Origin of the sequence: Armatimonas sp. (assembly GCF_043760365.1) — a bacterium.
GTDB lineage: Bacteria > Armatimonadota > Armatimonadia > Armatimonadales > Armatimonadaceae > Armatimonas.
Window position 1 is genome coordinate 1 of record NZ_JAYUPA010000102.1, and the last position, 19,884, is coordinate 19,884.

21 protein-coding genes are annotated in these 19,884 nt (G+C 57.4%); 14 read left to right on the forward strand and 7 right to left on the reverse strand.

The annotated features are described in order from the left end of the window. The first annotated feature begins 87 nt into the window (after positions 1-87). The 3 genes from rpsO to ACH2EH_RS02605 all read left to right on the forward strand — a co-directional run bounded on the left by rpsO (position 88) and on the right by ACH2EH_RS02605 (position 3,478). On the forward strand, positions 88-363 hold the full coding sequence (gene rpsO, locus ACH2EH_RS02595; protein ID WP_395138683.1) for a 30S ribosomal protein S15: 276 nt from the start codon (positions 88-90) through the stop codon (positions 361-363). A gap of 146 nt (positions 364-509) precedes the next feature. Continuing rightward, positions 510-2,873, forward strand: coding sequence for a polyribonucleotide nucleotidyltransferase (locus tag ACH2EH_RS02600; RefSeq protein ID WP_395138639.1), 2,364 nt, complete (start codon positions 510-512; stop codon positions 2,871-2,873). A gap of 56 nt (positions 2,874-2,929) precedes the next feature. Then, positions 2,930-3,478 carry a hypothetical protein gene (locus tag ACH2EH_RS02605; protein ID WP_395138642.1) on the forward strand — a complete coding sequence of 183 codons (549 nt, stop codon included), beginning with the start codon at positions 2,930-2,932 and terminating at the stop codon, positions 3,476-3,478. Here the strand turns inward: ACH2EH_RS02605 and ACH2EH_RS02610 are convergent. Together ACH2EH_RS02610 and ACH2EH_RS02615 are read right to left on the reverse strand one after the other, a co-directional pair. Next, positions 3,475-4,440 (reverse strand): hypothetical protein, encoded by a 966-nt coding sequence (locus tag ACH2EH_RS02610; RefSeq protein ID WP_395138644.1) that lies wholly within the window; start codon positions 4,438-4,440, stop codon positions 3,475-3,477. The genes ACH2EH_RS02605 and ACH2EH_RS02610 overlap by 4 nt on opposite strands. A gap of 44 nt (positions 4,441-4,484) precedes the next feature. Next, positions 4,485-6,311, reverse strand: coding sequence for a hypothetical protein (locus ACH2EH_RS02615; RefSeq protein WP_395138647.1), 1,827 nt, complete (start codon positions 6,309-6,311; stop codon positions 4,485-4,487). Between the two features lie 53 nt (positions 6,312-6,364). On the opposite strand from ACH2EH_RS02615, the gene ACH2EH_RS02620 reads away from it, so the two are divergent. The 7 genes from ACH2EH_RS02620 (at position 6,365) to ACH2EH_RS02650 (ending at position 11,764) form a co-directional block, all read left to right on the forward strand. Continuing rightward, the gene (locus ACH2EH_RS02620) at positions 6,365-6,913 is read left to right on the forward strand and encodes a Uma2 family endonuclease (protein WP_395138649.1); all 549 of its coding nucleotides are present in this window, start codon (positions 6,365-6,367) and stop codon (positions 6,911-6,913) included. Between the two features lie 63 nt (positions 6,914-6,976). Next, positions 6,977-8,131: an isocitrate/isopropylmalate dehydrogenase family protein gene (locus tag ACH2EH_RS02625; RefSeq protein WP_395138651.1), complete on the forward strand. Its 1,155-nt coding sequence runs from the start codon at positions 6,977-6,979 to the stop codon at positions 8,129-8,131. 90 nt (positions 8,132-8,221) lie between these two features. After that, on the forward strand, positions 8,222-8,599 hold the full coding sequence (locus ACH2EH_RS02630; protein WP_309687706.1) for a hypothetical protein: 378 nt from the start codon (positions 8,222-8,224) through the stop codon (positions 8,597-8,599). Position 8,600: 1 nt separating this feature from the next. Further along, positions 8,601-9,194, forward strand: a complete 594-nt coding sequence (locus ACH2EH_RS02635; protein ID WP_395138654.1) for a hypothetical protein — start codon at positions 8,601-8,603, stop codon at positions 9,192-9,194. A 4-nt stretch (positions 9,195-9,198) separates the two neighbouring features. Beyond that, positions 9,199-9,552 carry a hypothetical protein gene (locus tag ACH2EH_RS02640; RefSeq protein WP_395138656.1) on the forward strand — a complete coding sequence of 118 codons (354 nt, stop codon included), beginning with the start codon at positions 9,199-9,201 and terminating at the stop codon, positions 9,550-9,552. A 281-nt stretch (positions 9,553-9,833) separates the two neighbouring features. Next, a complete protein-coding gene (locus ACH2EH_RS02645) occupies positions 9,834-10,505 on the forward strand; it encodes a hypothetical protein (protein WP_395138659.1) in 672 nt (223 codons plus the stop codon). A gap of 38 nt (positions 10,506-10,543) precedes the next feature. Next, a complete protein-coding gene (locus tag ACH2EH_RS02650) occupies positions 10,544-11,764 on the forward strand; it encodes an alpha/beta hydrolase (RefSeq protein WP_395138661.1) in 1,221 nt (406 codons plus the stop codon). Here ACH2EH_RS02650 and ACH2EH_RS02655 read toward each other — a convergent pair. The 3 genes from ACH2EH_RS02655 to ACH2EH_RS02665 form a co-directional block, all read right to left on the reverse strand. Next, entirely contained in the window at positions 11,750-12,259 is a 510-nt protein-coding gene (locus ACH2EH_RS02655; protein WP_395138664.1) for a hypothetical protein, read from the reverse strand. The genes ACH2EH_RS02650 and ACH2EH_RS02655 overlap by 15 nt on opposite strands. 104 nt (positions 12,260-12,363) lie before the next feature. Further along, complete coding sequence (locus tag ACH2EH_RS02660) at positions 12,364-13,200, reverse strand: family 16 glycosylhydrolase (RefSeq protein ID WP_395138666.1); 837 nt, start codon at positions 13,198-13,200, stop codon at positions 12,364-12,366. After that, positions 13,197-13,766: a hypothetical protein gene (locus tag ACH2EH_RS02665; RefSeq protein ID WP_395138667.1), complete on the reverse strand. Its 570-nt coding sequence runs from the start codon at positions 13,764-13,766 to the stop codon at positions 13,197-13,199. Before ACH2EH_RS02665 ends, ACH2EH_RS02660 begins: the two co-directional genes overlap by 4 nt. Positions 13,767-13,898: 132 nt before the next feature. Here ACH2EH_RS02665 and ACH2EH_RS02670 point away from each other — a divergent pair, with 132 nt between their 5' ends. Together ACH2EH_RS02670 and ACH2EH_RS02675 are read left to right on the forward strand one after the other, a co-directional pair. Next, complete coding sequence (locus ACH2EH_RS02670; protein ID WP_395138669.1) at positions 13,899-14,336, forward strand: cyclase; 438 nt, start codon at positions 13,899-13,901, stop codon at positions 14,334-14,336. A gap of 260 nt (positions 14,337-14,596) precedes the next feature. Further along, positions 14,597-15,712: an RNA ligase gene (locus tag ACH2EH_RS02675; RefSeq protein WP_395138671.1), complete on the forward strand. Its 1,116-nt coding sequence runs from the start codon at positions 14,597-14,599 to the stop codon at positions 15,710-15,712. A gap of 14 nt (positions 15,713-15,726) precedes the next feature. Here the strand turns inward: ACH2EH_RS02675 and metF are convergent, their stop codons facing one another. Beyond that, positions 15,727-16,584 carry a methylenetetrahydrofolate reductase [NAD(P)H] gene (gene metF / locus ACH2EH_RS02680; RefSeq protein ID WP_395138673.1) on the reverse strand — a complete coding sequence of 286 codons (858 nt, stop codon included), beginning with the start codon at positions 16,582-16,584 and terminating at the stop codon, positions 15,727-15,729. 39 nt (positions 16,585-16,623) lie between these two features. Between metF and ACH2EH_RS02685 the strand changes: the two genes are divergently transcribed. Then, entirely contained in the window at positions 16,624-17,337 is a 714-nt protein-coding gene (locus ACH2EH_RS02685) for a polyprenol monophosphomannose synthase (RefSeq protein WP_395138676.1), read from the forward strand. Here the strand turns inward: ACH2EH_RS02685 and ACH2EH_RS02690 are convergent. Then, positions 17,305-18,042 carry a PEP-CTERM sorting domain-containing protein gene (locus ACH2EH_RS02690; protein WP_395138678.1) on the reverse strand — a complete coding sequence of 246 codons (738 nt, stop codon included), beginning with the start codon at positions 18,040-18,042 and terminating at the stop codon, positions 17,305-17,307. The two genes, ACH2EH_RS02685 and ACH2EH_RS02690, sit on opposite strands and share 33 nt — an antisense overlap. Positions 18,043-18,227: 185 nt before the next feature. Here ACH2EH_RS02690 and ACH2EH_RS02695 point away from each other — a divergent pair. Further along, on the forward strand, positions 18,228-19,884 hold a 1,657-nt coding region (locus tag ACH2EH_RS02695), incomplete at its 3' end, for an ABC-F family ATP-binding cassette domain-containing protein (protein ID WP_395138680.1).

The window sequence follows — 19,884 nt, forward strand, 5'->3', positions numbered from 1 at the left end:
CAGTACGAAACAGGCGTGCGGCTCACCGCCGGGGGGCGGAAGCGCAGGCTCATTATAAAAAACCCTTTAGAGGAGTTAGTAACCCCCATGCCCCTTCCCTTAGAAAAAACGGCGAATGTGATCGCCGAGTACAAGACTCACGAGAGCGACACGGGTTCTCCGGATGTTCAGATTGCGCTGATGTCCGCGCGTATCAGCCAGCTCACTGAGCACCTGAAAATCAATAAAAAAGACCACCACTCCCGCCGTGGGATGTTTCTGCTGATTGGCCGCCGCAAGCGTATGCTGGTCTATCTCGCCAACACGGATATCGAGCGCTACCGCACCCTGTGCCAACGGCTCGCAATCCGCACAAAGCTTTAAGGGGCGCGTTCGCGACCCGAGTACAAAGGGTGCACCGCGACAAGTAAGCGGTGCACCCTTTGTGCTTTTCTGCCCTCTTTGGGCACCTACTGCCCCTCAGCGGGCACCTCTAGCGTCTAGCGTTGTAAGAAAAGAGTAATAAATTTATGTCCGTGCAGTCTGTAGAGTTCACGCTTCCTGATGGTCGCGTGGTCTCCATTGAAACGGGGAAGTTAGCCAAGCAGGCCAACGGCTCCGTGGTCGTCAAAGTAGGCGATACCTACGTTCTCTGTAACGCCACGATGAGTGGTGAGCCCAAGAGTGGCCTCGACTTCTTTCCCCTCACCTGCGACTTCGAAGAGCGAAAGTACGCCGTGGGAAAAATCCCTGGTGGCTTTGTCAAGCGCGGTGGCCGCCCTTCCGAGAAAGCGATTCTCACCTGCCGCCTGATTGACCGACCGCTGCGCCCGCTGTTCGACAAGAACATGCGCAACGAGACCCAGGTAATCGTGATGCCTCTCTCCGTTGAGATGGAGAACCTCCCCGATGTCTACGCCGTTCTGGGGGCATCGGCGGCGCTGCATATCTCAGATATTCCGTGGGCCGGACCGATTGGCTGTGTACGTGTCGGAATGAACGAGGCGGGCGAGTTTTTGATCAACCCCAGCCAGGACGCCATCGCGGCCAGCGACCTTGATCTGGTTGTCGCCGGAACTGCCAAGGCGATTTTAATGATTGAAGCCGGTGCCAACATGGTAACCGAGGCCAAGATGCTCGAAGCCTTTGATGTCGCCCACGAAGTCATCAAGACCCAGTGCGCCGCCATCGAGAAGCTGCGCGAGATGGTGGGCAAGCCCAAGCGCGAGATTAAGCTCCACGAGTACAACAAAGAGATTCTTGCGGTAATCCGCGAGCGCTTCTCCGCTGAGCTGCGCACCGGCCTGCAAGATCCCGACAAAGCCAGCCGCGAGGCCGGTCTGACGATCTTGATTAATGGCGTCGTTGAGAAGCTCACCCCCGAGTACCCCAACAACATCAGCGATCTGAAAGAGCTCGCCGATAAAGTCGTTAAAGAGCAGCTCCGCGATCTGATTGTCACCGAGGGCAAGCGCCCTGATGGCCGTGGAACCAAAGATATCCGCGAGATCACCTGCGAAGTGGGCCTCCTGCCGCGTGTACACGGCACCGGGCTCTTTACTCGTGGCCAGACCCAGGTTCTCACGGCGCTCACCCTCGGCTCGCCGGGCGATGCGCAGATGGTGGACACGCTTGAGGAAGACGGCGAGAAGAAGTACATGCACTTCTACAACTTCCCGCCCTACTCTGTCGGCGAGGCGCGTCCTTTGCGCGGCGCGGGGCGGCGTGAGATCGGGCACGGTGCGCTTGCGGAGCGTGCGCTGATCCCCGTGCTTCCCGAAGGCAAGGACTGGCCCTACACGACACTCTTGACCTCGGACGTGATGGAGTCCAATGGCTCCACGTCTATGGCGTCTACCTGTGGCTCGACCCTCGCGCTCATGGATGCGGGCGTTCCGATCAAGGCTCCGGTTGCGGGAATCGCGATGGGCCTGATCAACGAGGGCGACAAGTTCGCGGTGCTCACGGACATCCAGGGCATGGAGGACTTCTCCGGTGACATGGACTTCAAGGTGGCCGGAACCGCAGTGGGCATCACCGCGCTCCAGCTCGACACCAAGATCCAAGGCATCCCACGCCACGTCTTTGTGGACGCTTTTGAGCAGGCTCGCGTGGCCCGTCTCTACATTCTGGACAAGATTGTCGAGGCGATCCCCGAGTACCGCAAGACAGCAAGCCAGTATGCTCCGCGTATTATCACCGTGCAGATTGACCCCGAGCAGATCGGAATGATCATCGGCCCGGGTGGCAAGACCATCAAGAAGATCACCGCAGACACCGGTGCGAAGATTGATATTGAGCAGAGCGGTCTGGTGCACATCACCGCCGTTGACGGCACATCGGGAGACGCGGCCCGTGCCATCATTGAGGGCATGACCAAGACTCTCACTCCGGGTGAGGTCTACGATGGTGAAGTGGTGCGCTTCCTCCAGTTCGGTGCGTTTGTTGCGCTGCCGGGGGGGAAAGACGCGCTGGTTCATGTCAGCCAGCTCTCCGACCCACCCCCGAGCCGTCCTGAGGAGAATCTCAAAATCGGTGACACGATCCGAGTGCGCATTACCGAGATTGATAGCCAGGGCCGAGTGAACGCCACCGCGCGTGACCTCGATACTCCCTTCGATCCGGCCAGCCCCGAACCAGGTCGTCCGCCCCGTGGCCCACGCCCCGGTGGCGACCGTGGTGGCCCCGGCGGCTTCCGTGGCGGAGACCGTGACCGTGGCCCGCGCCCCGGTGGTGATCGCGGTGGCCCCGGTGGCTTCCGTGGCGGAGACCGTGACCGTGGCCCGCGTCGTGAAGATGTCACGGCGTCCTCGCCCGCTCTCGACCCCGTGGTGCAGCCCGTGGAAGAAGACGGCGACGATCTTCCGAAGGCCCGCTTCCGTCCGCGACGGTAAGCACTCCCCTAAGCCCCCTCTCGCTAAACAAGGCGAGAGGGGGTATTATTTTTTTTATGTCACGTATTTTCTTACTCACTCTGCTTAGTGCTCCCGCTCTGCTTGGCACTCTTGTTTTGCCGTCTCTAGCCCAGAGCACAAAACCAATCCGAAACTTCAGCGTCAGCGCAGGCTCTTTCTACCCTGGTGGTTCCGACAACGACCGTCACGCTAGCACTAGTTTTGCCTACACTCCTCACCTCAAAGGCAGTACATTTCTTAACCTCGCCTCAATCTATCTGGACACAAACCGCCACAGGACAGCCACTGGTACCGGAGCAGCTGCGGTCACAAGAGTCTCTGTACTCCAAGGTCTAGGAATGAGCTGGAAAGCAAATATCCTGCCGATCACAACCCAAGGTATCTATCAAGTGCTCGGCGTTGGGATCTACCAGCGGCGTATTTCCAGTGGAACCACGCACAGCACAGGCTACGGCCCTGGCGGTAAGGTTGGTCTGGGCTACCAGAAAGACGCGCTGTTTATTGAGGCAGACTATAGCTTTATCAGCCGCATTAAGAACAACGACCCAAGCGGCCTTGGGCTACGTGTCGGGGTTCGATTTTAACGAAGCGCTGCTTGTAGTTTCTCCGGCTCGTCCACAGAGAGCGCGATCTGTAAAACACGCTTGCAGATACCAAACAGCCCCCGCACAGCGACGGGTTCCGTCAACGTCAATAACAGCTGGGGCTCGTCCCCAAATACCGCCCGAAGAATCGTCTTGTCTTCGGGCATGGTTTTTATAGGTTCGACTGCGGCAATTTTGCTGCGGGGAATCTCTGCCGTCCATAGCAAGCTAAAACGAAAGAGCAGGGTGTCCGTAAATACCACAACTGGACGCAAGCGAGCCGCTTGGTAGGCGGCGGCGAGCCACAGTAGCGTGTAGACATGGAGCCCCGTGAAGATCCAGCCCGCCACCGGATGCCACTGGCGTAGGAGAACATGCACCAGTAACCCCTCGACCACGGTGACAAAGCCCAGCGCAAAGAGCAGCCCCCCCACGCCACTTTTCTCGGTGTAGCCAAACTCGTTTTCAGCCCTCGTGCGGCGCACACGTGGCCCGACAAAAGCGAAGTAGAGTACGATCAGCTCCAACCCCAGCAGGCGCACCCAGCGCTCGGGCATGGCCTCCAGGCGGAGCAAGGGATCGTCTGCTCTCCCTGCTGCATTGAACTGGTGGGCGGCAGTGTGAAGTTTCTGCCCCAAGAAGACCAGTACCGCAAGCTCTGCCAGAATCCCCGACCAGAGCACCAGATCTGCCACTTCGTGCCGTGCCGTGAGCAAGACAGCAGCGATCAGCGAGCCAATAACAGCCACGGGAGCGGCTTCCAGAGGTGCTCGTTTGGTGGGACGCAGCACAAGAAAGTAGTAGACCATGGGCAGAATAACCACCAGATCAGCCAGCACTGCGTAGGGCAAAAGGCTCTCTTTGGAAAATGCGAGAGAGTGGGAAATCCCCCACTCCACCGTCAGAATTCCCGCTGCCAGCGCCGCGAAAATCGGCATGCGTCGCTTACTTGCAATGACCATTTCGTAGTCCCCTCGCTTATTCTACCCAGCAAAGGGAAGACACTTCATGCCCCAAAGAGCGTCGTGACAGTATCATCCCCCACACCGTGTTGATCAGTTCCATCCCAGCCCACACTCCAGACCTTGCTCGTTGCGGGGTCGTAGCGAAAATCATCGTGGCCGGACGTTGAGAAAGCGTCGGCGGGGAGCGCCTTCAGATAGCCTTGTGTCACCAGTTCGGAAAGATTTTGAGGGAACACCCCGTGGTGCTCTTTCTGCCATGCGTGAAGTGTCAGCTTGAGTAGAAGCCTTCGCGCAAGCACAGTGCGCCATGTGTAAGTCGTTGAGGCACGTATGACATTTGGCACATTTTGAGCCGCAAGAATCATCAGGGGATCGTAGGGATTTGCAGAGAAGTCGCTGCCTTGTCGAAATTTCTGGAAAGGCTGAGTGGCCTCGGTTCGAAACTGCTCCATGACCTGCTGGTAGCGCTGGATCATAGCCTCATTGGTAATCCGTACGATTGGAATCCGCCCCCAAAACTGCTCTTGCGCCCGTGGGTCAGCGTAGTACCGGAGCTGCTCCTGTGTGGTCGCTAACTCATCGGCAAGCACCTGTTCTAGTGTTGTGCGCTTCGCCATCAGGCTCTCCAGCCGCGTGGCTGCTGCACGGGCCTGCGCAGCCGTAAGATGCGCCACGGTGCGCTCGGCGGGGGCCATCGCAATTCCTTCACAGAGCCCCCCAATCATTCCAGAGAGAAGAGTTCTGCCCTGATACATCTGCACTCCCAGGCTCTGGAGAAGCTCCTGGAGATACTTCTGGCACTCCCCAAATAACTTCCGTGTTTCGGGTATTTGCTTGAGTTCTCCACCCAGAAACTCCGCGCCAGGAATCTGTGGAAGCGGCGGCAGAGTGACCTGCTCGCCGAGAACCTGCTTCTCCAGCGCATCGAGATAGGCCGTCCCCGAGTCCACGATCCCCTGCGAGCCGTAGCGTAGGATTGCGCCCTGGCGCTGAGCCTGGCTCAGAGCTTGCCCCAGCTTGCGGCCATTGACTAGGTTGTCCCAGTTTAGCTTGTCAGGATTGGCAGTGTAGCGGCTCTCGTAGGCGGAGATAGGCCGCCCCTCCAAGAGTGTTGGGAGTTCATTCACAGCGGCACGGTACTTCGCGCTTGCAGCAAAGCCGCGCCAGTTCGGCTCCACGGTGAGCGCATCGCTCAAGGCTTCCCGGAGCGGTGCACTCTCTGCCACCGAAAACTTCCCCTGCTTCAGCGCCTCCCCAAGCCAGCTCAGCACTCGTGGGTGAATGAAGATCGTGTCCGTTGCGCTCCGAGCGTTCAGCGAGTGCAGCCGCACAAAATCCGTGAGCGCTGCCACTGCCTGAGCCCGCTTGCTATCGGCCCGTGCAACAACAAACTCCGCCTTGAGGAGCTGAGTGACATCACTTCGTAGATGAAACTCATTGCTCTGTTTTTGCTGAGCCGCTTTATGGATCAGAGTAAGCGGAAGCTGGTTGTCTTTAACCAACTGACGGTGCAGTTGCAGTGTCCAGGTTCCTTGATAGACATCGGAGCTAGTCAGGCTCTTTGCCGCCGTCAGATAGTCGGAGGCACCACGGCTCAGAGGCCGGTGTAGCAGCGCACTTGGTGGCTTCGGAAAGACCGGTAACTCATTGACAGTGAGCAGATGCAGCGTGCCGATGCTCAGCAAAAAGACACCGGAAATCACAGCGAGGCGCTTAGGATGGACAAGGGGGGGGGTTACTTTCTTGAGCGTACTCGGCTGGCACGTTTCCTCGATGGATATGGGAATCCTCAAAGGCGTGCTGGTGGCAGTGAGCGGGACGGTGTAGCGCACAGCGCTCTCTTGGGCAACAACAGTTTTCAGACGCATGTTTCTATCTTCGGCAGAAGCTCAATTCGGATAGAGGTTTGGTACAATACGCCATGTCTGCTCCCAATACTCGCTGGACAACAGCCGAAGAGCTGGCGGCCTTCCCTGCCCCGCTACGCTATGAACTGCTCCGAGGAAAACTGAGAAAAATGGCCCCCGCTGGCGATGCGCACGGCGCATACACGATGGATTTGGCTACCGAGCTGAATTACTTCATCCGTCTTCATGATCTGGGACGCGGCTATGCCGCCGAGACGGGTTTTCGGCTCTCGCGCAACCCGGACACAGTGCTCGCACCCGACTTTGCCTTCATTAAAAAAGCGAGGCTGAGTGGAGAACCCGGCGCAGGTTATGTCTCTCTCGTTCCCGATCTAGTGCTGGAGACGCGCTCTCCCGGTGATACGGCAAAGGAGATGGCGGATAAGATTGCGCTCTGGCTGAGCTTCGGGGTTCAGGTGGCACTTCATCTGGAGCCGCGCACGAAGCGTCTGAGTGTCCATCGGCTTGAACAAGCACCTCAGGTTCTGACGGTAGCCGACACGCTGAGCGACCTGGAGTCTTTGCCCGGATTTGCACTTCCTCTGCGCCAACTCTTCGTCTGATTTGGTACAATGCCTCCTGAAGGCTCGCAACACGCGGGCAACGAAACTTTTTAGGAGCAAATTGTGGCAGTTCATAATGTGACACTGATTCGTGGAGACGGGACCGGCCCGGAGCTGGTTGAGGCAACGCGGCGGGTTTTAGAGGCAGCCGTGGCGACCAGTGGGTCGTCGTTTAACTGGGATGTGGTTGAGGCGGGCGTGGACATCATGGAGACGGCAGGAACGCCGCTTCCCGATAACGTACTCGCATCGTGCCGTAAGAATAAAGTGGCGCTCAAGGGCCCGATTACCACGCCCATTGGCACCGGATTCCGATCCGTGAATGTCGCCCTGCGCAAAGAGCTAGATCTCTACGCCTGTATCCGCCCCTGCAAGACCTACGAGGGTGTCCGCTCCCGCTACGATGACATTGATATTGTGATCGTCCGCGAGAATACCGAGGACCTCTACGCCGGAGTCGAGTACGACTTGGGCAGCGAGGAGGCCGATTTAATCATCAAGATGGCGGGTGGCAAGATTCGCTCAGATTCCGCGATCTCGATCAAGCCCTTCTCGGTGACCGGCGTGCGCCAGATTATTAAAGTTGCGTTTGAGTACGCCATCGAGAACAACCGGAAAAAAGTGACGGCGGTCTGCAAGGCCAACATCATGAAGTACACCGACGGCATGTTTTACAAGATCGCTCGCGAAGTCGCCGCCGCCTACGGAGCCACGTTCGCGCCCGGCACACCGCTCCCTGCCCAGCCCGACCCGACGATGGCCGACTGTGCCGGAAAAGCTGCTGGGATTGTCTACGACGAGTGGCTGGTGGACGCGATGTGTATGCAGCTCGTGCAGAAGCCCGAAAACTATGACATTCTTGTGATGCCCAATCTCTACGGCGATATTCTCTCCGATCTAGGCGCTGGCCTCGTCGGCGGTTTAGGTGTTGCGCCGGGTGCCAATATCGGAGCAGACTGTGCGCTCTTTGAGGCGACCCACGGCTCCGCGCCAAAGTATAAAAATCAGAACAAAGTGAACCCCACCGCGCTGATTCTCTCGGGCTACTTGATGCTCAAGTACCTGAAAGAAGATGCCGCCGCCGACCGTCTGGAGGCCGCGATCAAGAAGGTCATCGCCGAAGGAACCCATGTCACCTACGACATGAAACCCGACCGCAACGACCCCACCGCCGTCGGTACCGCCGAAATGGCCGACGCGATCATCGCGGCTTTATAATTCCGGGCGCATAAATGGGCCCGCTGTTGCGGCAAGACCCATAAATGGGCCTGGTTGTGACGGCGGGTTCGCCATACTAATGGAGGTAAAATGCTCTGGCTCTGCCTGTTTCTTGCCAGCACCACAGGGGCTGCCTATCTATTAAAGTCCCTTGATAAAAGCGTTACCAATTTCCTAAATATGCACCCGGATGGTATCCAGGAGGCTTCCTCTGCCAAACAGCACCAAGCTCTGGATCATGCTGGGAAACCAAAAGCCATTGTTGCAGCAGTTCTTGCCTTGGCAGCAATCGTAAGCCTGATTGGTGTGACCGCAGACTTCGGATTCGGAATCGGCCTGATTCCCATGGCAATTGTTATGTCACTTGCAAACCAGTGGTTCAAACAATTCGATCAAAAAGGTAAAGAGTTTGATCGCCTCTTCAAAGAGTATCAAACGCAACAACCGGGCAAGAAGGAAGACGGCTGACGTGCTCCCTTCCTGGCTCATCCCCGCGATTCTGTTGTGCTTTTCGATGTTGGTGCTTCGGGCAATCTGGCGCGGGGCACGGCGAAAGAAAATGCTTCCGCCTGATGAAGCCGTTAAAACTCCCGAGGGCTTTGCGGCGGCGATGGCAGATATTGCGGCGTTTGCGGTTCAAAATGCCAAGACCGAGTTCGGCGTGACTCTCAACTACAGCCCTAAATCGGTGATGAAAGTTGAGGAGATTCTGGGGAGGCTTCATGAGCAGCATGCCAGGACTCCGCTCACAGACGAGGCCATTGCCCGGCAGGCACTGCGCTTTGGGGTCTATGTCGGCGAGGTGATTCGGCGCAAGCAAGGCGGGCAATGGGAGATGGCCGAGCTAGATGGCTTCGACCCGATGGCTTTCCAAATCACCTATCCCCACCACGACGGCAAAGAGGGTACAAGTTTCCCAGTGAACTGGTGCGGTAAGCGTATCTACAACGGCCCCGAGGACAATGTCTGGCACAAGTACCACCTGCTCGTCGAAGGCGGTGGTAAATTGCTGACATTTCAGACACAAGCGATGCAGGAGCAAGAAACCGAAAACGAGGCTTGATCCCATGCCGAGACTCCTAATTTCCCTCATAACGCGACAAAGCTTCTGGATCACGTCTGCGATTGTCACACTGACGCTTCTTGTGCCACCGTGGCGCGAGGTCGGTACCTGGAGCGCTGGGACAAAGCTCGCTGCTGGTTACCACAAAAACCAGCTTGACCGCGAGTGGTTCGGCTATCTTCCTACCTATCGTCCTGTCTGGAGTTCCCCAAGAACGACCGAAGAGCCTGGTGGTCATCTGGGCGACTATGAGATGACGGAACGCCACTGGATTGTCAACAAAACGGGCATCGCACTTCAGATCGTGCTTGGGCTTGGCCTCTCTATCCTCACAGATCACCGCCGCCCCCGTACCTGAATCAGGCCCATTTATGGGTCTTGTCGCAACAGCGGGCCCATTTAGCCGCCGACACATATCCGTCCAAACCCGTCCGCACGAAACCAAAACGGCCATCCGTCAGGCAACAAAGAATAGTTTCGAAATTTTCACGTGCCTTCGTTGTTCAACGAGCCACCTTGCACATTTGCTCATTAGTCTTTGCGACACAGCAAAGGCAGGTGCAACTTTTATCAGAGTGCTTTGTCAGAGAGCAAGAGCCAGTGACAATTTCAGGAGATTGCCCTGCTCTGAGGAAGACGATGATGAAAAACTTGAAAACCTACTTTGCAGACCCCTTTGACAATCGTCAGATCGCCGACAGCGAGCTTCTGTCGTTTGCAGAAGACCATCTGGATCGCCTGAGCGCTGCCAACACCGATGGAAGCTTGTCGGCGATGCGTACTGCCACTCAGACAGCGTTTGATGTGTTCGCGCAAGCCACACAACGCGAGGACACCGCGAGCAATCAGCGCACGGGAATGACGCAGACCATGGCGCAGGCAAAGACGGCCTTTGGACAGTTTGTTACCCGCAAGGAGGGAGTGATCCGCGATGCGCTCGGCGGCAACAAGCTGACACCAGGGTATTTAGAGTTCTTTCCAGCCGGATTGAGCGAGTACACCCGCGCCTCGCTGGAGCAGATCGAGCCTCTCATGACACGCTTTGTCTTGGCGGCGCAGCGGCACACGGCAGCGCTGGGCAATACTCTGGCAACAGATGCGGCGGCACTGCAAAGTGGCTTTGTGGCGGCACGGACGGGGCAGCTCACCAAGAAGGGAACTGTGAGTGCGGAGAAGTCGGCGGGGAAGACGGCGCGGCAGACTCTCACGCAGCAGCTCACGAAGAACCTGCTCGTGATCGCGTCGCAAAATGTCGGACACCTGGAGCGCGTGACGATTTTCTTTGATCAGGCCCGCTTGACAGATCACTAAGAGGGAAACTGTACCCTTGTGCCGAACTGAGGGGCATTATGTTACTTCTTCCTTTTCTTCCTTTGATCGCGCTGGCTTCACCGGCGCAGCCGCCTATGAATATCAACACTTTCCGTACAGCCCTGAGTGCCGCGAAACCAAGCGCGAGCCTGGCCGAGCCCCTGCGCAAGTGGTTCGGAGCCGAGAACCTCAAGCGGGGGGCGCTCAAGACCGACGAGCTCAAAGTGGTGTTTGCAATAGAGCTAGCCGAGGGTGAGCCGGAGCCGAAGCTGGTCAGCGACGATGGCGCGTGGTCGCTGGCACTCAAGCCCATTAGCGGCTCGACGATCTGGGCGGCAGCGGCGGAGCTTCCCGAGGGCTTTGGCACCCGCTGGAAGTTCGAGGTCGGGGGCAAGGCGCGGGGTGGCGGGGAGCTGGAAGTCTACACGAGCCCACCGGAGAGCAAGAAGCAGCCCGGCGTCCCTGAGGGCAAGCTGACACAGATGTCCGCCTGGAAAAGCAAGGTCTACGAAGGGACGGTGCGTAACTGGTGGGTCTACGTGCCCGCGCAGTACGATGCCAGCAAGACCGCCGCCGTGATGCTCTTCATGGACGGCCACTCCTACAAAGACTTCGTCCCGGTCGTGCTGGACAACATGATCCACAAAGGCGAGCTGCCCGTCTCCCTCGCGATTTTTATCGCACCGGGCCACAAGGGCGACGAGACGCCTGTCAACGGCTGGAATGGCAACAACCGCTCCGTGGAGTACGACACGGTCTCGAACCGCTTCTCCAAGCTCATCGTGGACGAGATCCTGCCAGAAGTGAGCCGGAGCTACAACCTCCGAAAAGACGCGGCGGGGCGGATGGTGGCGGGAATCTCCAGCGGCGGGATCTGCGCCTTCACGCTGGCCTGGGAGCGCCCCGACCAGTTCTCCAAAGTCTTGAGCTGGGTGGGAAGCTTCACGAACCTACAGGGCGGACCGACGGGTGTCGCGGGGGGAAATACCTACCCGGCGATTATCCGCGACAGGCGCGGCTGGGACCAGAAAGGCGAGCCCAAGCCGATTCGGGTGTACCTACAAGACGGTGCCAATGACCTGGATAACAAGGCGGGCAACTGGCCCCTCTCCAACCAGCAGATGGCAAAAGCCCTCGCCTTTGGCAGCTACGACTACAAGTTTGTTTTTGGCAATGGCTTCCACGGCGACCGCCACGGACGGGCAGCTCTCCCCGATGCACTGCGCTGGCTCTGGCGAGATGGGTCACGAGCGCTCTAGCTTTATGTCCGTAATGATAACTTCGCCACTGGTTCCCCCAACCTGAAAGGCCATGACGGCGGGCGATTTCGGGATGGAATCCGTCTTAACGGGAAGCCGAAACTCCTGCCAGTCTTTCGTCAGGGCGACCTCATGGGCCCAAGGCTCCGCCTGAGCATCTTGCAGCGCCGTTCGGATCTTCCGGGGCCTTCCTGCACGCGCCTTGAAACGAAGCACAAACGGTTTATTCGCGGCGAGAACATCGGCGGGTACTGGTTTTTCCAGATGCAGATCATAGACCCCGTTGCCGGGACGTAGAACATTGATTTCATAGATAGGGGGATGGGAACCCCCATCGGTCAGCACCTCCATCGTCCCATCCATCGCATTTGTGGTGGCCAGAGCCCAGCCCTGATCGTCCACGAGTAGCTCTCCGCTCTGTGCCAGGATTGCAGGTACGGCGGCTGCACAGGTGGCCAGTAAACAAACCGCGAGAAAATGTCGTCGTTTCAGCATAGTGTGTTAGATCTTCCTCAAAAAGGATCAGAGTTACCTCTCATGATTCCATACTCTATGATGAATACTTATCGGTAATAGTGCCAGATTTTTTCTCGCTTTTGTCACAGTTGCCACGCACGAATGTAGTCAACCTCCATTTGAGCGGGAAAGGGCGTGGTTTTATCTGGGAAACCGGGCCAGTCGCCGCCGACAGCCAGATTCGCCAGAAGGTACATGGGCTCTTGGGGGACATGCTCACGGGTGCGAAACTGCTCCACCCCATCCACACTCCAGATCAGCGCATCAGGCTTCCAGACCAGGGTGAATGTGTGGAAATCTTTGGAGAAATCCGGGCCACGGAGCCGTCCTTGCTGGTTAGGAACGCTTCCAGAGCTGGCGCGCCAGTGGTTAGTAAAATAAACACAGGTAGGATCGTGTCCCAGGAACTCCAGAATATCAATCTCTGGTGGCCAAGCCTTGTTTGTCGGCAAGAGCCAGAAGGCGGGCCAGAGTCCTTTGCCTTTAGGAAACTTCGCACGAATCTCAAAACGGCCATACTTTTGAGAAAACTTACCGTAGGAGGCGACCATCCCGGAGGTATAAGGCATCCCACCCGCCGCTTGACGACGGGCAATGAAGATGAGCTTGCCCTCACGGAGCGTGTAGCCGTTTGTGGAGTAGTACTGCTGCTCATGGTTGGAGTGCGTTCTCACCCCATCCGGGTACGAGTCAATCCACTTGTCGGTATTCAGTGTGCTACCGTTGAACTCCTCTGCGAACGTCGCGAGGCCAGCGGCGTTGGGTGGAGGCACGAGTGCGGGGGCAGGGCTTGTGACCGTGTGAGAGGCAGGTGTGGTTACCCGGATTGGCTCACGCGTCCGCACCAGTAGTGCTCCCCCAGCGAACACACCAAGGGCAGCAAGTAGGCCCCCACTGGTGGTCTCAAGTTGAATTTTCACGTGCGAACGAGTTCCGCGCCAACCAGTTCCACTGCCCCAGCACGAAAACCCGTGTGGATCGCAATCATAGATTCCCACTGCGCCATGGTGGTTGTCACGATCTCGTACTGGTACTCTTTCCACTCTGAGGTCAGAGCAATAGTCCGCTTAAAACAGTCTGGAAAGCCGGGCACATTGCGCTGTAGGATGATCGTGATCTGCGAGCGTGAGGAGGAGCGTCCCCAAAAACGCAACTGGAGCTTCTCCCCATTCTTGAAGGCCACGCCCAGTGCATTCGAGACCCCCACATTCCATGCCTGTAACCCGGGCTGATCGGTGACAACTTTCATTCCCGTTAGTGAGGCGCCCCCGACTTTCTCTGAGAGGGTTGCTATATTGCCTACAGCACCTTTTTCCGTATAAAATTTCCACTTCGTCGAAGAAACCAAATTCTGTGCTGAGGACGGATTTCCCCCGGCAGTTTTCAAAGCCATCCCGCCAGGTTTTCGGAGTGCCACGGCGGCAAAGGCTCCCCCCAAAACAACGGCGATACAGACCATTCCAAGCGGTTTAATAATAATGCGCATCGTCACCCTTCCCAAATATAGTTGATAGCTCTAATAGTTGGCTGCATGCGGATCGAACTTTAGAAAAAGGGAACGCGGGATGACCCAACACCGTTGTTCAGGCGGATGTACACACTGACTTTTTCTACTGAAATGAGCACGTCGCAGGAGGCACTCTGGCGCTTTCACGATAGTACGGACGCACTAACACGGATCACACCGCCCGGAACGAAAGTACGTCTGCTCAATCCTCCCGAAAAGCTCTTCACGGGGGCCGTGTTTACACTGATTGTCTCTCAGCCACCAATCTATCTGCCGTTGCGCTGGCGTTGTGAGTTCACTCACTACGAGCCGCCGTCTCGCTTTGTGGATCGCCAGGTGCCGGGAAACGGGCCGTTTGCGCTCTGGGAGCATGAGCATCGGTTTGAAGCCCTTGGGCCAAACCAGAGTCGGCTGGTAGACACGATCACGTACATGCCCCCGCTGGGACTGCTGGGCAGACTAGCCAATATGCTCTTTATTCGCCGACAGCTTATCCAGATGTTTGCCTACCGGCACCGTGTCACAAAAGAGGCACTGGAAGCCGTTTAGCACACCGAGAGCCGTACGCGATAGAGTTCGCGGATTCCAGCGGTCGGGTCGTCAGAAAATAGAGACTGTGAATATTTGCGCAACCTCGTGACTTTTCCTGGTCTGACCTGCTCTTAGGAGTAGATAAGAACGAAGTGTGGAGAGAAAATGAGAGGAGAGAAAAATGTTAGCAATGCTTGAGCTGCTGGTCCGATATCACTATGTAGAGGATGTCCCCGGGCTGACGGAGCTACGGGAGAGAGAAGGGGAGAGTCGCGACAATGAATCGGGCAGCGCTACTAACCAAGCTAAACAAGAGCGGCTTTCTGACGCATGCAGCGGAGAACGACCACGTGCTGGTGCATCCTGCACGCAACAAGTACGAGTGGGCGGAGGAGGAGCTACGGTTCCGATCCGCCGTGCTCGACGCGGACGGAAGTATCGTCTCGGTCGGTTGGCCGAAGTTCTTCAATCAGGGCGAGTGGCCAGCGCACGACAGCGTGATCGCGCGGGAGCTTGCATCGGGCAAGGCCGTGATCACGCACAAGCACGACGGGTCACTACTCATCCGTTCCGTCCTATCGGACGGTCAAATCCTCCTGCGTACGCGCGGCTCGTATGACGGCGGCGAGTACGGTAGGGCCGCCGAGCTAGTCGCGCAGGCCAAGTACCCCGGCCTTCTCGATCCAATGCTCTTTCCTCACGGCTCCCTGCTCTTTGAGTACGTCGGGAAAGCGAACCAGATCGTCGTGCGCTACGAAGGCGAGGACGACTTGATCTTTCTTGGGGCGGTCGCGCATGACCCATTCCGCTACTTCTCGTTTGCCGAGCTCAAGTCTCTCGCCATGCAGCTGGGCCTGCGCCTGGTCGAGACCTACGACTGGGCCAAGACCGGTGCCATCAATGAAGTTCTCTCGCTTGTGCAGGACTGGAACCATGCAGAAGGTGTCGTCGTGCGCTCGGGGGATGGCCAGACCCTACTAAAAATTAAGTCGGCGTGGTACTTTGCCCAGCACGCCCTGCGCTGGCACATGACCTACGACAGCATTGTCCGCTTTGTTTTAGACGGTGGCATCACCGACGAGATAGGGTTAGAAGCGGGGCTCGCAAAAGCGGGCTGGGACTTCGAGATCATTGTCAAGGCCAAAGAGCACTTCGCCCTCTATAAACTTCGGCGTACAGAGGCAGAGGCACTTAAAGCGGCAGCGGAAGCAATCCTCGCTGGGTTTAACGACTCTAAAATCGAGTACGAAGACGAGCGAGCACGGCGCAAGGCCTTTGCATCACTGATCTTTTCGCAGCACGCCCCGCTCGCTAAGTACGCCTTCCTCCTCTACGATGGCAAGACCGATCTGTTGGAGTCCGTGCTACTCAAAAATGTCATCTACCAGCGGTGATAGCTTAATCTCCCCTAGCGCGAGAGTTCGGCACAGATCTGTGCCGTCGCCTTGCTCTTGTTGAGCGTATAGAAGTGCAGCCCCTCTGCCCCTTCTGCCAGTAGTTCCTGACACTGCGCGATTGCATGGCCGATTCCCACGTCGTAAACGGTGGTAGGATCGGCCTCAACAGCCTCCAGGGTTAATAGTAGCTCCTGTGGGATCTTCGCACCACAGCGTGTGACGAAACGCTTGATCTGGGCGACATTTTCAATGGGAATCACCCCCGCTAGAATCGGCACGGTGATTCCCGCGGCACGGCATGCATCCCGCCAGCGCAGGAAGTCAGCATTTTCGAAGAAGAGCTGAGTGATAATAAAGCGGGCTCCCGCATCTATCTTTGCCTTGAGTGTCTCGATATCACGTGTCGGGTTGAGACACTGCGGATGCCCCTCGGGATAGCCCGCCACACCGATACAGAAGTTGTGGTGTGCGGCGACAAAGCTTGCTAGCTCGTTGGCATAGGCAAACCCGTTTTTGGGCGCTTTGAAGACCAACTGGCCGTTCTCGGGGTCACCGCGAAGCGCTAGGACATTGCGGACGCCCCCTTCCCAGAGAGTCTCCAGGTGGGCACGCATCTCGTCTTGGTTATGGTGCAAGCACGTCAGGTGCGACATCGTGCGAATTCCCAGCTCTCTTTGGATACGCAGCGTCAGCTCCAAAGTCTGCTCGGTTCCTCCGCCTGTTCGGGTGATAGAGATAAAATCAGGTTTGAGTGCCTGAAGCTGGTGGATGGTCTGAAAAAGTGTCTCCGCTCCGGCGGTATTCTGGGGAGGGTAAAATTCGAAGGAGATAGTAGGACGTGCACGCCCGAAGAGTTCATCAATCCGCATGGTATGCCATTGTATCGTAACCAGGTATACTAAGGCCTTATGTCTGAGTCTACGCTGATCGTCATTCCGACCTATAACGAAAAAGAAAATGTAGTAACCCTGGTAACCCAGCTACGCCAGAATGTCCCTGAGGCGCATCTTCTCATCGTGGACGATGGCTCACCAGACGGAACGGGTTCCCTCGTGGATGGCCTAGCGGCGAGCGACCCCCAGGTGCACGTGCTACATCGGACCACCAAAGATGGGCTGGGGCGCGCCTATGTTGCAGGGTTCACCTGGGGACTCGCGAGAGACTATGACCGCCTGGTGCAAATGGACGCCGATCTTTCCCACAACCCGTGCGATGTGCCCCGCCTGCTGGCTGCCGATGCGGACCTGGTTATTGGCTCACGCTATGTGCCCGGAGGCGGAACCGTCAACTGGGGGGCGGGCCGCCGCATTCTCTCACGCGGCGGCTGTCTCTACGCGCGCACGATTCTGGGACTTCCGCTTCAGGATCTCACCGGGGGCTTCAAGTGCTGGCGACGTGCAGCACTGGAAGCCGTCAACTTGCCCGAGATACGCTCCAATGGCTACTCGTTTCAGATCGAGATGACCTGGCGTGCGCTTCAGGCAGGCTTCAAAGCCACTGAAGTGCCCATCGTCTTCACCGACCGTATAGACGGAGTCTCCAAGATGAGCAAACGGATCGTCTTTGAAGCCGTCGGGCTGGTCTGGCGGCTACGCCTGACACGTCCGGCGGCGCACCAGTAGGCCGATCCCCGCACCGAGGCCTAATAGCGCCAAGCTTCCTGGTTCGGGAGCCATGCTGGTGAACTGAAGGCGCATCACCGGGACACGCGGCCCCAGTGTTGCATCCTCGATAGTAGCGGTGCTGGTATTACCAACCCGAGCAGCGGCAACGGCATTATTGAGGGAGGCATCTAGCTGGAAATCCGATGCAGCATTACCCGTGTGCCGAAGTTCAAGAACCAGATCTCCGCCGACATAGGTATATTTCCCCCCACTCAAATTGAAGACTATCTGCGGCCCAAAACTGTTGGGATTACCCCCAAATGGCAGAGATCCCTGAGCTATCATGAGACTTCCGTTTCGCATCTGCACGCGTGTTCCGCCAAGGTAGTTATCCGCAAATGTCGAGGACATCGTTGTGGGAGTGAGTGCCGCCTGCCCTAAGAAAATATCGTAGCTTGCAAAGTTCAGATCAAACGGTGGCTGGCTTATCTCTGTGTTGTCTAATCGAAACGCAATTCCTTCAAGCGTATCGCCCACTGAGATCCCGCCGAGCTCAGACGCGCTCAAAATGACCTGTAGTGTCCTTGCCACGCTCCGAATCGGGGTATTCGTCCCCGAGTTTCCGTCCACGCCCACCGCCGCCGTGGGAACCACCGTGAAACTCTGTGCCCAAACCGTACCCGATAGCGATAGCACTATCGCCAGCCCTAGAATTTTTCTCATTTCTACTCTCCTCACCACTTCGTAATTCAAGCAAGAATCGTGCCAGAAAGTAAATAGATTAGTCGCTCAGAATAAAAATCAATACCACTGAAATCACAGCCTTCTTATACGTCGGGAATGGCAGCTTGGTTACGGGTTACCCGCTTCCCCCTACCCGGCTGATTTCACGGTAAAATGCGCTCTGCATGAGCCTCATTACAATCACGGATTTAGGGAAAGACTACGGGCCGGACACGGTTCTTGATGGCATCTCGCTGCGGCTGGCGCGGGGGGAAAAAGTCGGAATAGTGGGGAAGAACGGCGGTGGGAAGACGACACTGTTGCGGCTTGTCTTAGGCATCGAGGAGCCGACGCGAGGGAAAGTGAGTGTCGCTCGCGGAATTCGGATTGGCTATCTCTCGCAGATCGCACGTCTCGATGACTCCAACACAATTCTCGAAGAGGCGGAGACGGCGCTGGCGAGCGTGGCCGATGCGGAGACGCGGCTGCGCGAGGCAGAACTAGCCCTAGCCAGTGAGCCGGACAGTGAGGACTTGCTCGATGCGCTCGGTGCGGCGCAGGATCGCTACGAGTTCTCTGGAGGCGAGGCGGCCAGGGCATCGCTGCTGGCGTCTTTGGAGGCGATGGGCTTGCCCGAAAAAGACTGGGACAAACCGGTATCGGTGCTCTCGGGCGGCGAGAAGACGCGTCTCTCAATGGCGAAGCTACTCGCCACCACACCGGATGTACTGGCGCTCGATGAGCCGACAAACCACTTAGACATTCGCGCTGTGGAGTGGCTCGAAGGCTTCTTGCAGCGCTTCCCCGGCGCCGTGCTTCTTGTGAGCCACGACCGGCGCTTTTTAGAGAACACTGCTAACGCCATCTGGGATGTCGAAGCCACGGGTGCGACTCCCTACAGCGGTGGCTACACGTTCTACAAAGAGAAGCGCGAGCGCGTGCGTACCGAGCAGTTGGAACTCTACCAGCGCCAGCAGGCCGAAATTGCACGAACCGAGGAGTACATAAGGCGCAATAAGGCGGGGCAGAACACGCGCATCGCCATGGGCCGCCAGAAACGCTTGGATAGATTAGAGAGGCTTGAGAGACCCGACTCTGACCCGCAGGGCGTGAAGGCAAAGCTTGCCACGTCGGGGCGCAGTGGAGAAAATGTCGTGGTAGCGGAGAAGGCGAGCAAGAAATTTGGCGAGCAGCCGATTCTCGATAAAGTGGACTTCATACTACGCCGCGACCAAAAAATCGGGATTGTGGGGCCAAATGGGACGGGCAAGACAACTCTCATTGAGCTGCTTCTCGGCGAACAAGCCCTAGACAGTGGCTACCTAAAGTTTGGGCACGGTGTCACGGTCGCCGTGCACCGACAAGACGAGGATGACTTTGAAGGCGCCGAGATCGTGCTCGAAGCTTTCTATGAAAGGGCGGGCCTGAACATTGCCGAGGCGCGCAGTCACTTAGCAAAATTTCTGTTCACAGGCGACGATGTCTTCAAGCCAATCTCGGCGCTCTCGGGCGGCGAGCGGAGCAAGCTGCGCATGGCGCTGATGGTGCTCTCCCCCGCCAATCTTTTAGTTCTTGACGAGCCCACCAACCACTTAGATGTCTGGAGTTGTGACGCCCTCACCGACGCGCTCAAGTCTTTTCCCAGTACGCTTCTTGTCATCAGTCACGACCGTGCACTTTTAGATGCCGTCACGGATCACACGCTAGCGTTTGAGGGCAACGGCAAAGTGGCGCTCCACGAGGGAAACTACGCGCTCTATTGGGCGAATAAGAGCCAACCTCTCCCCTCATCCCCCTCACCTAAAGGCAAGAGGGAGCCGGAGCCTGGGGAGGTGAAAGCGA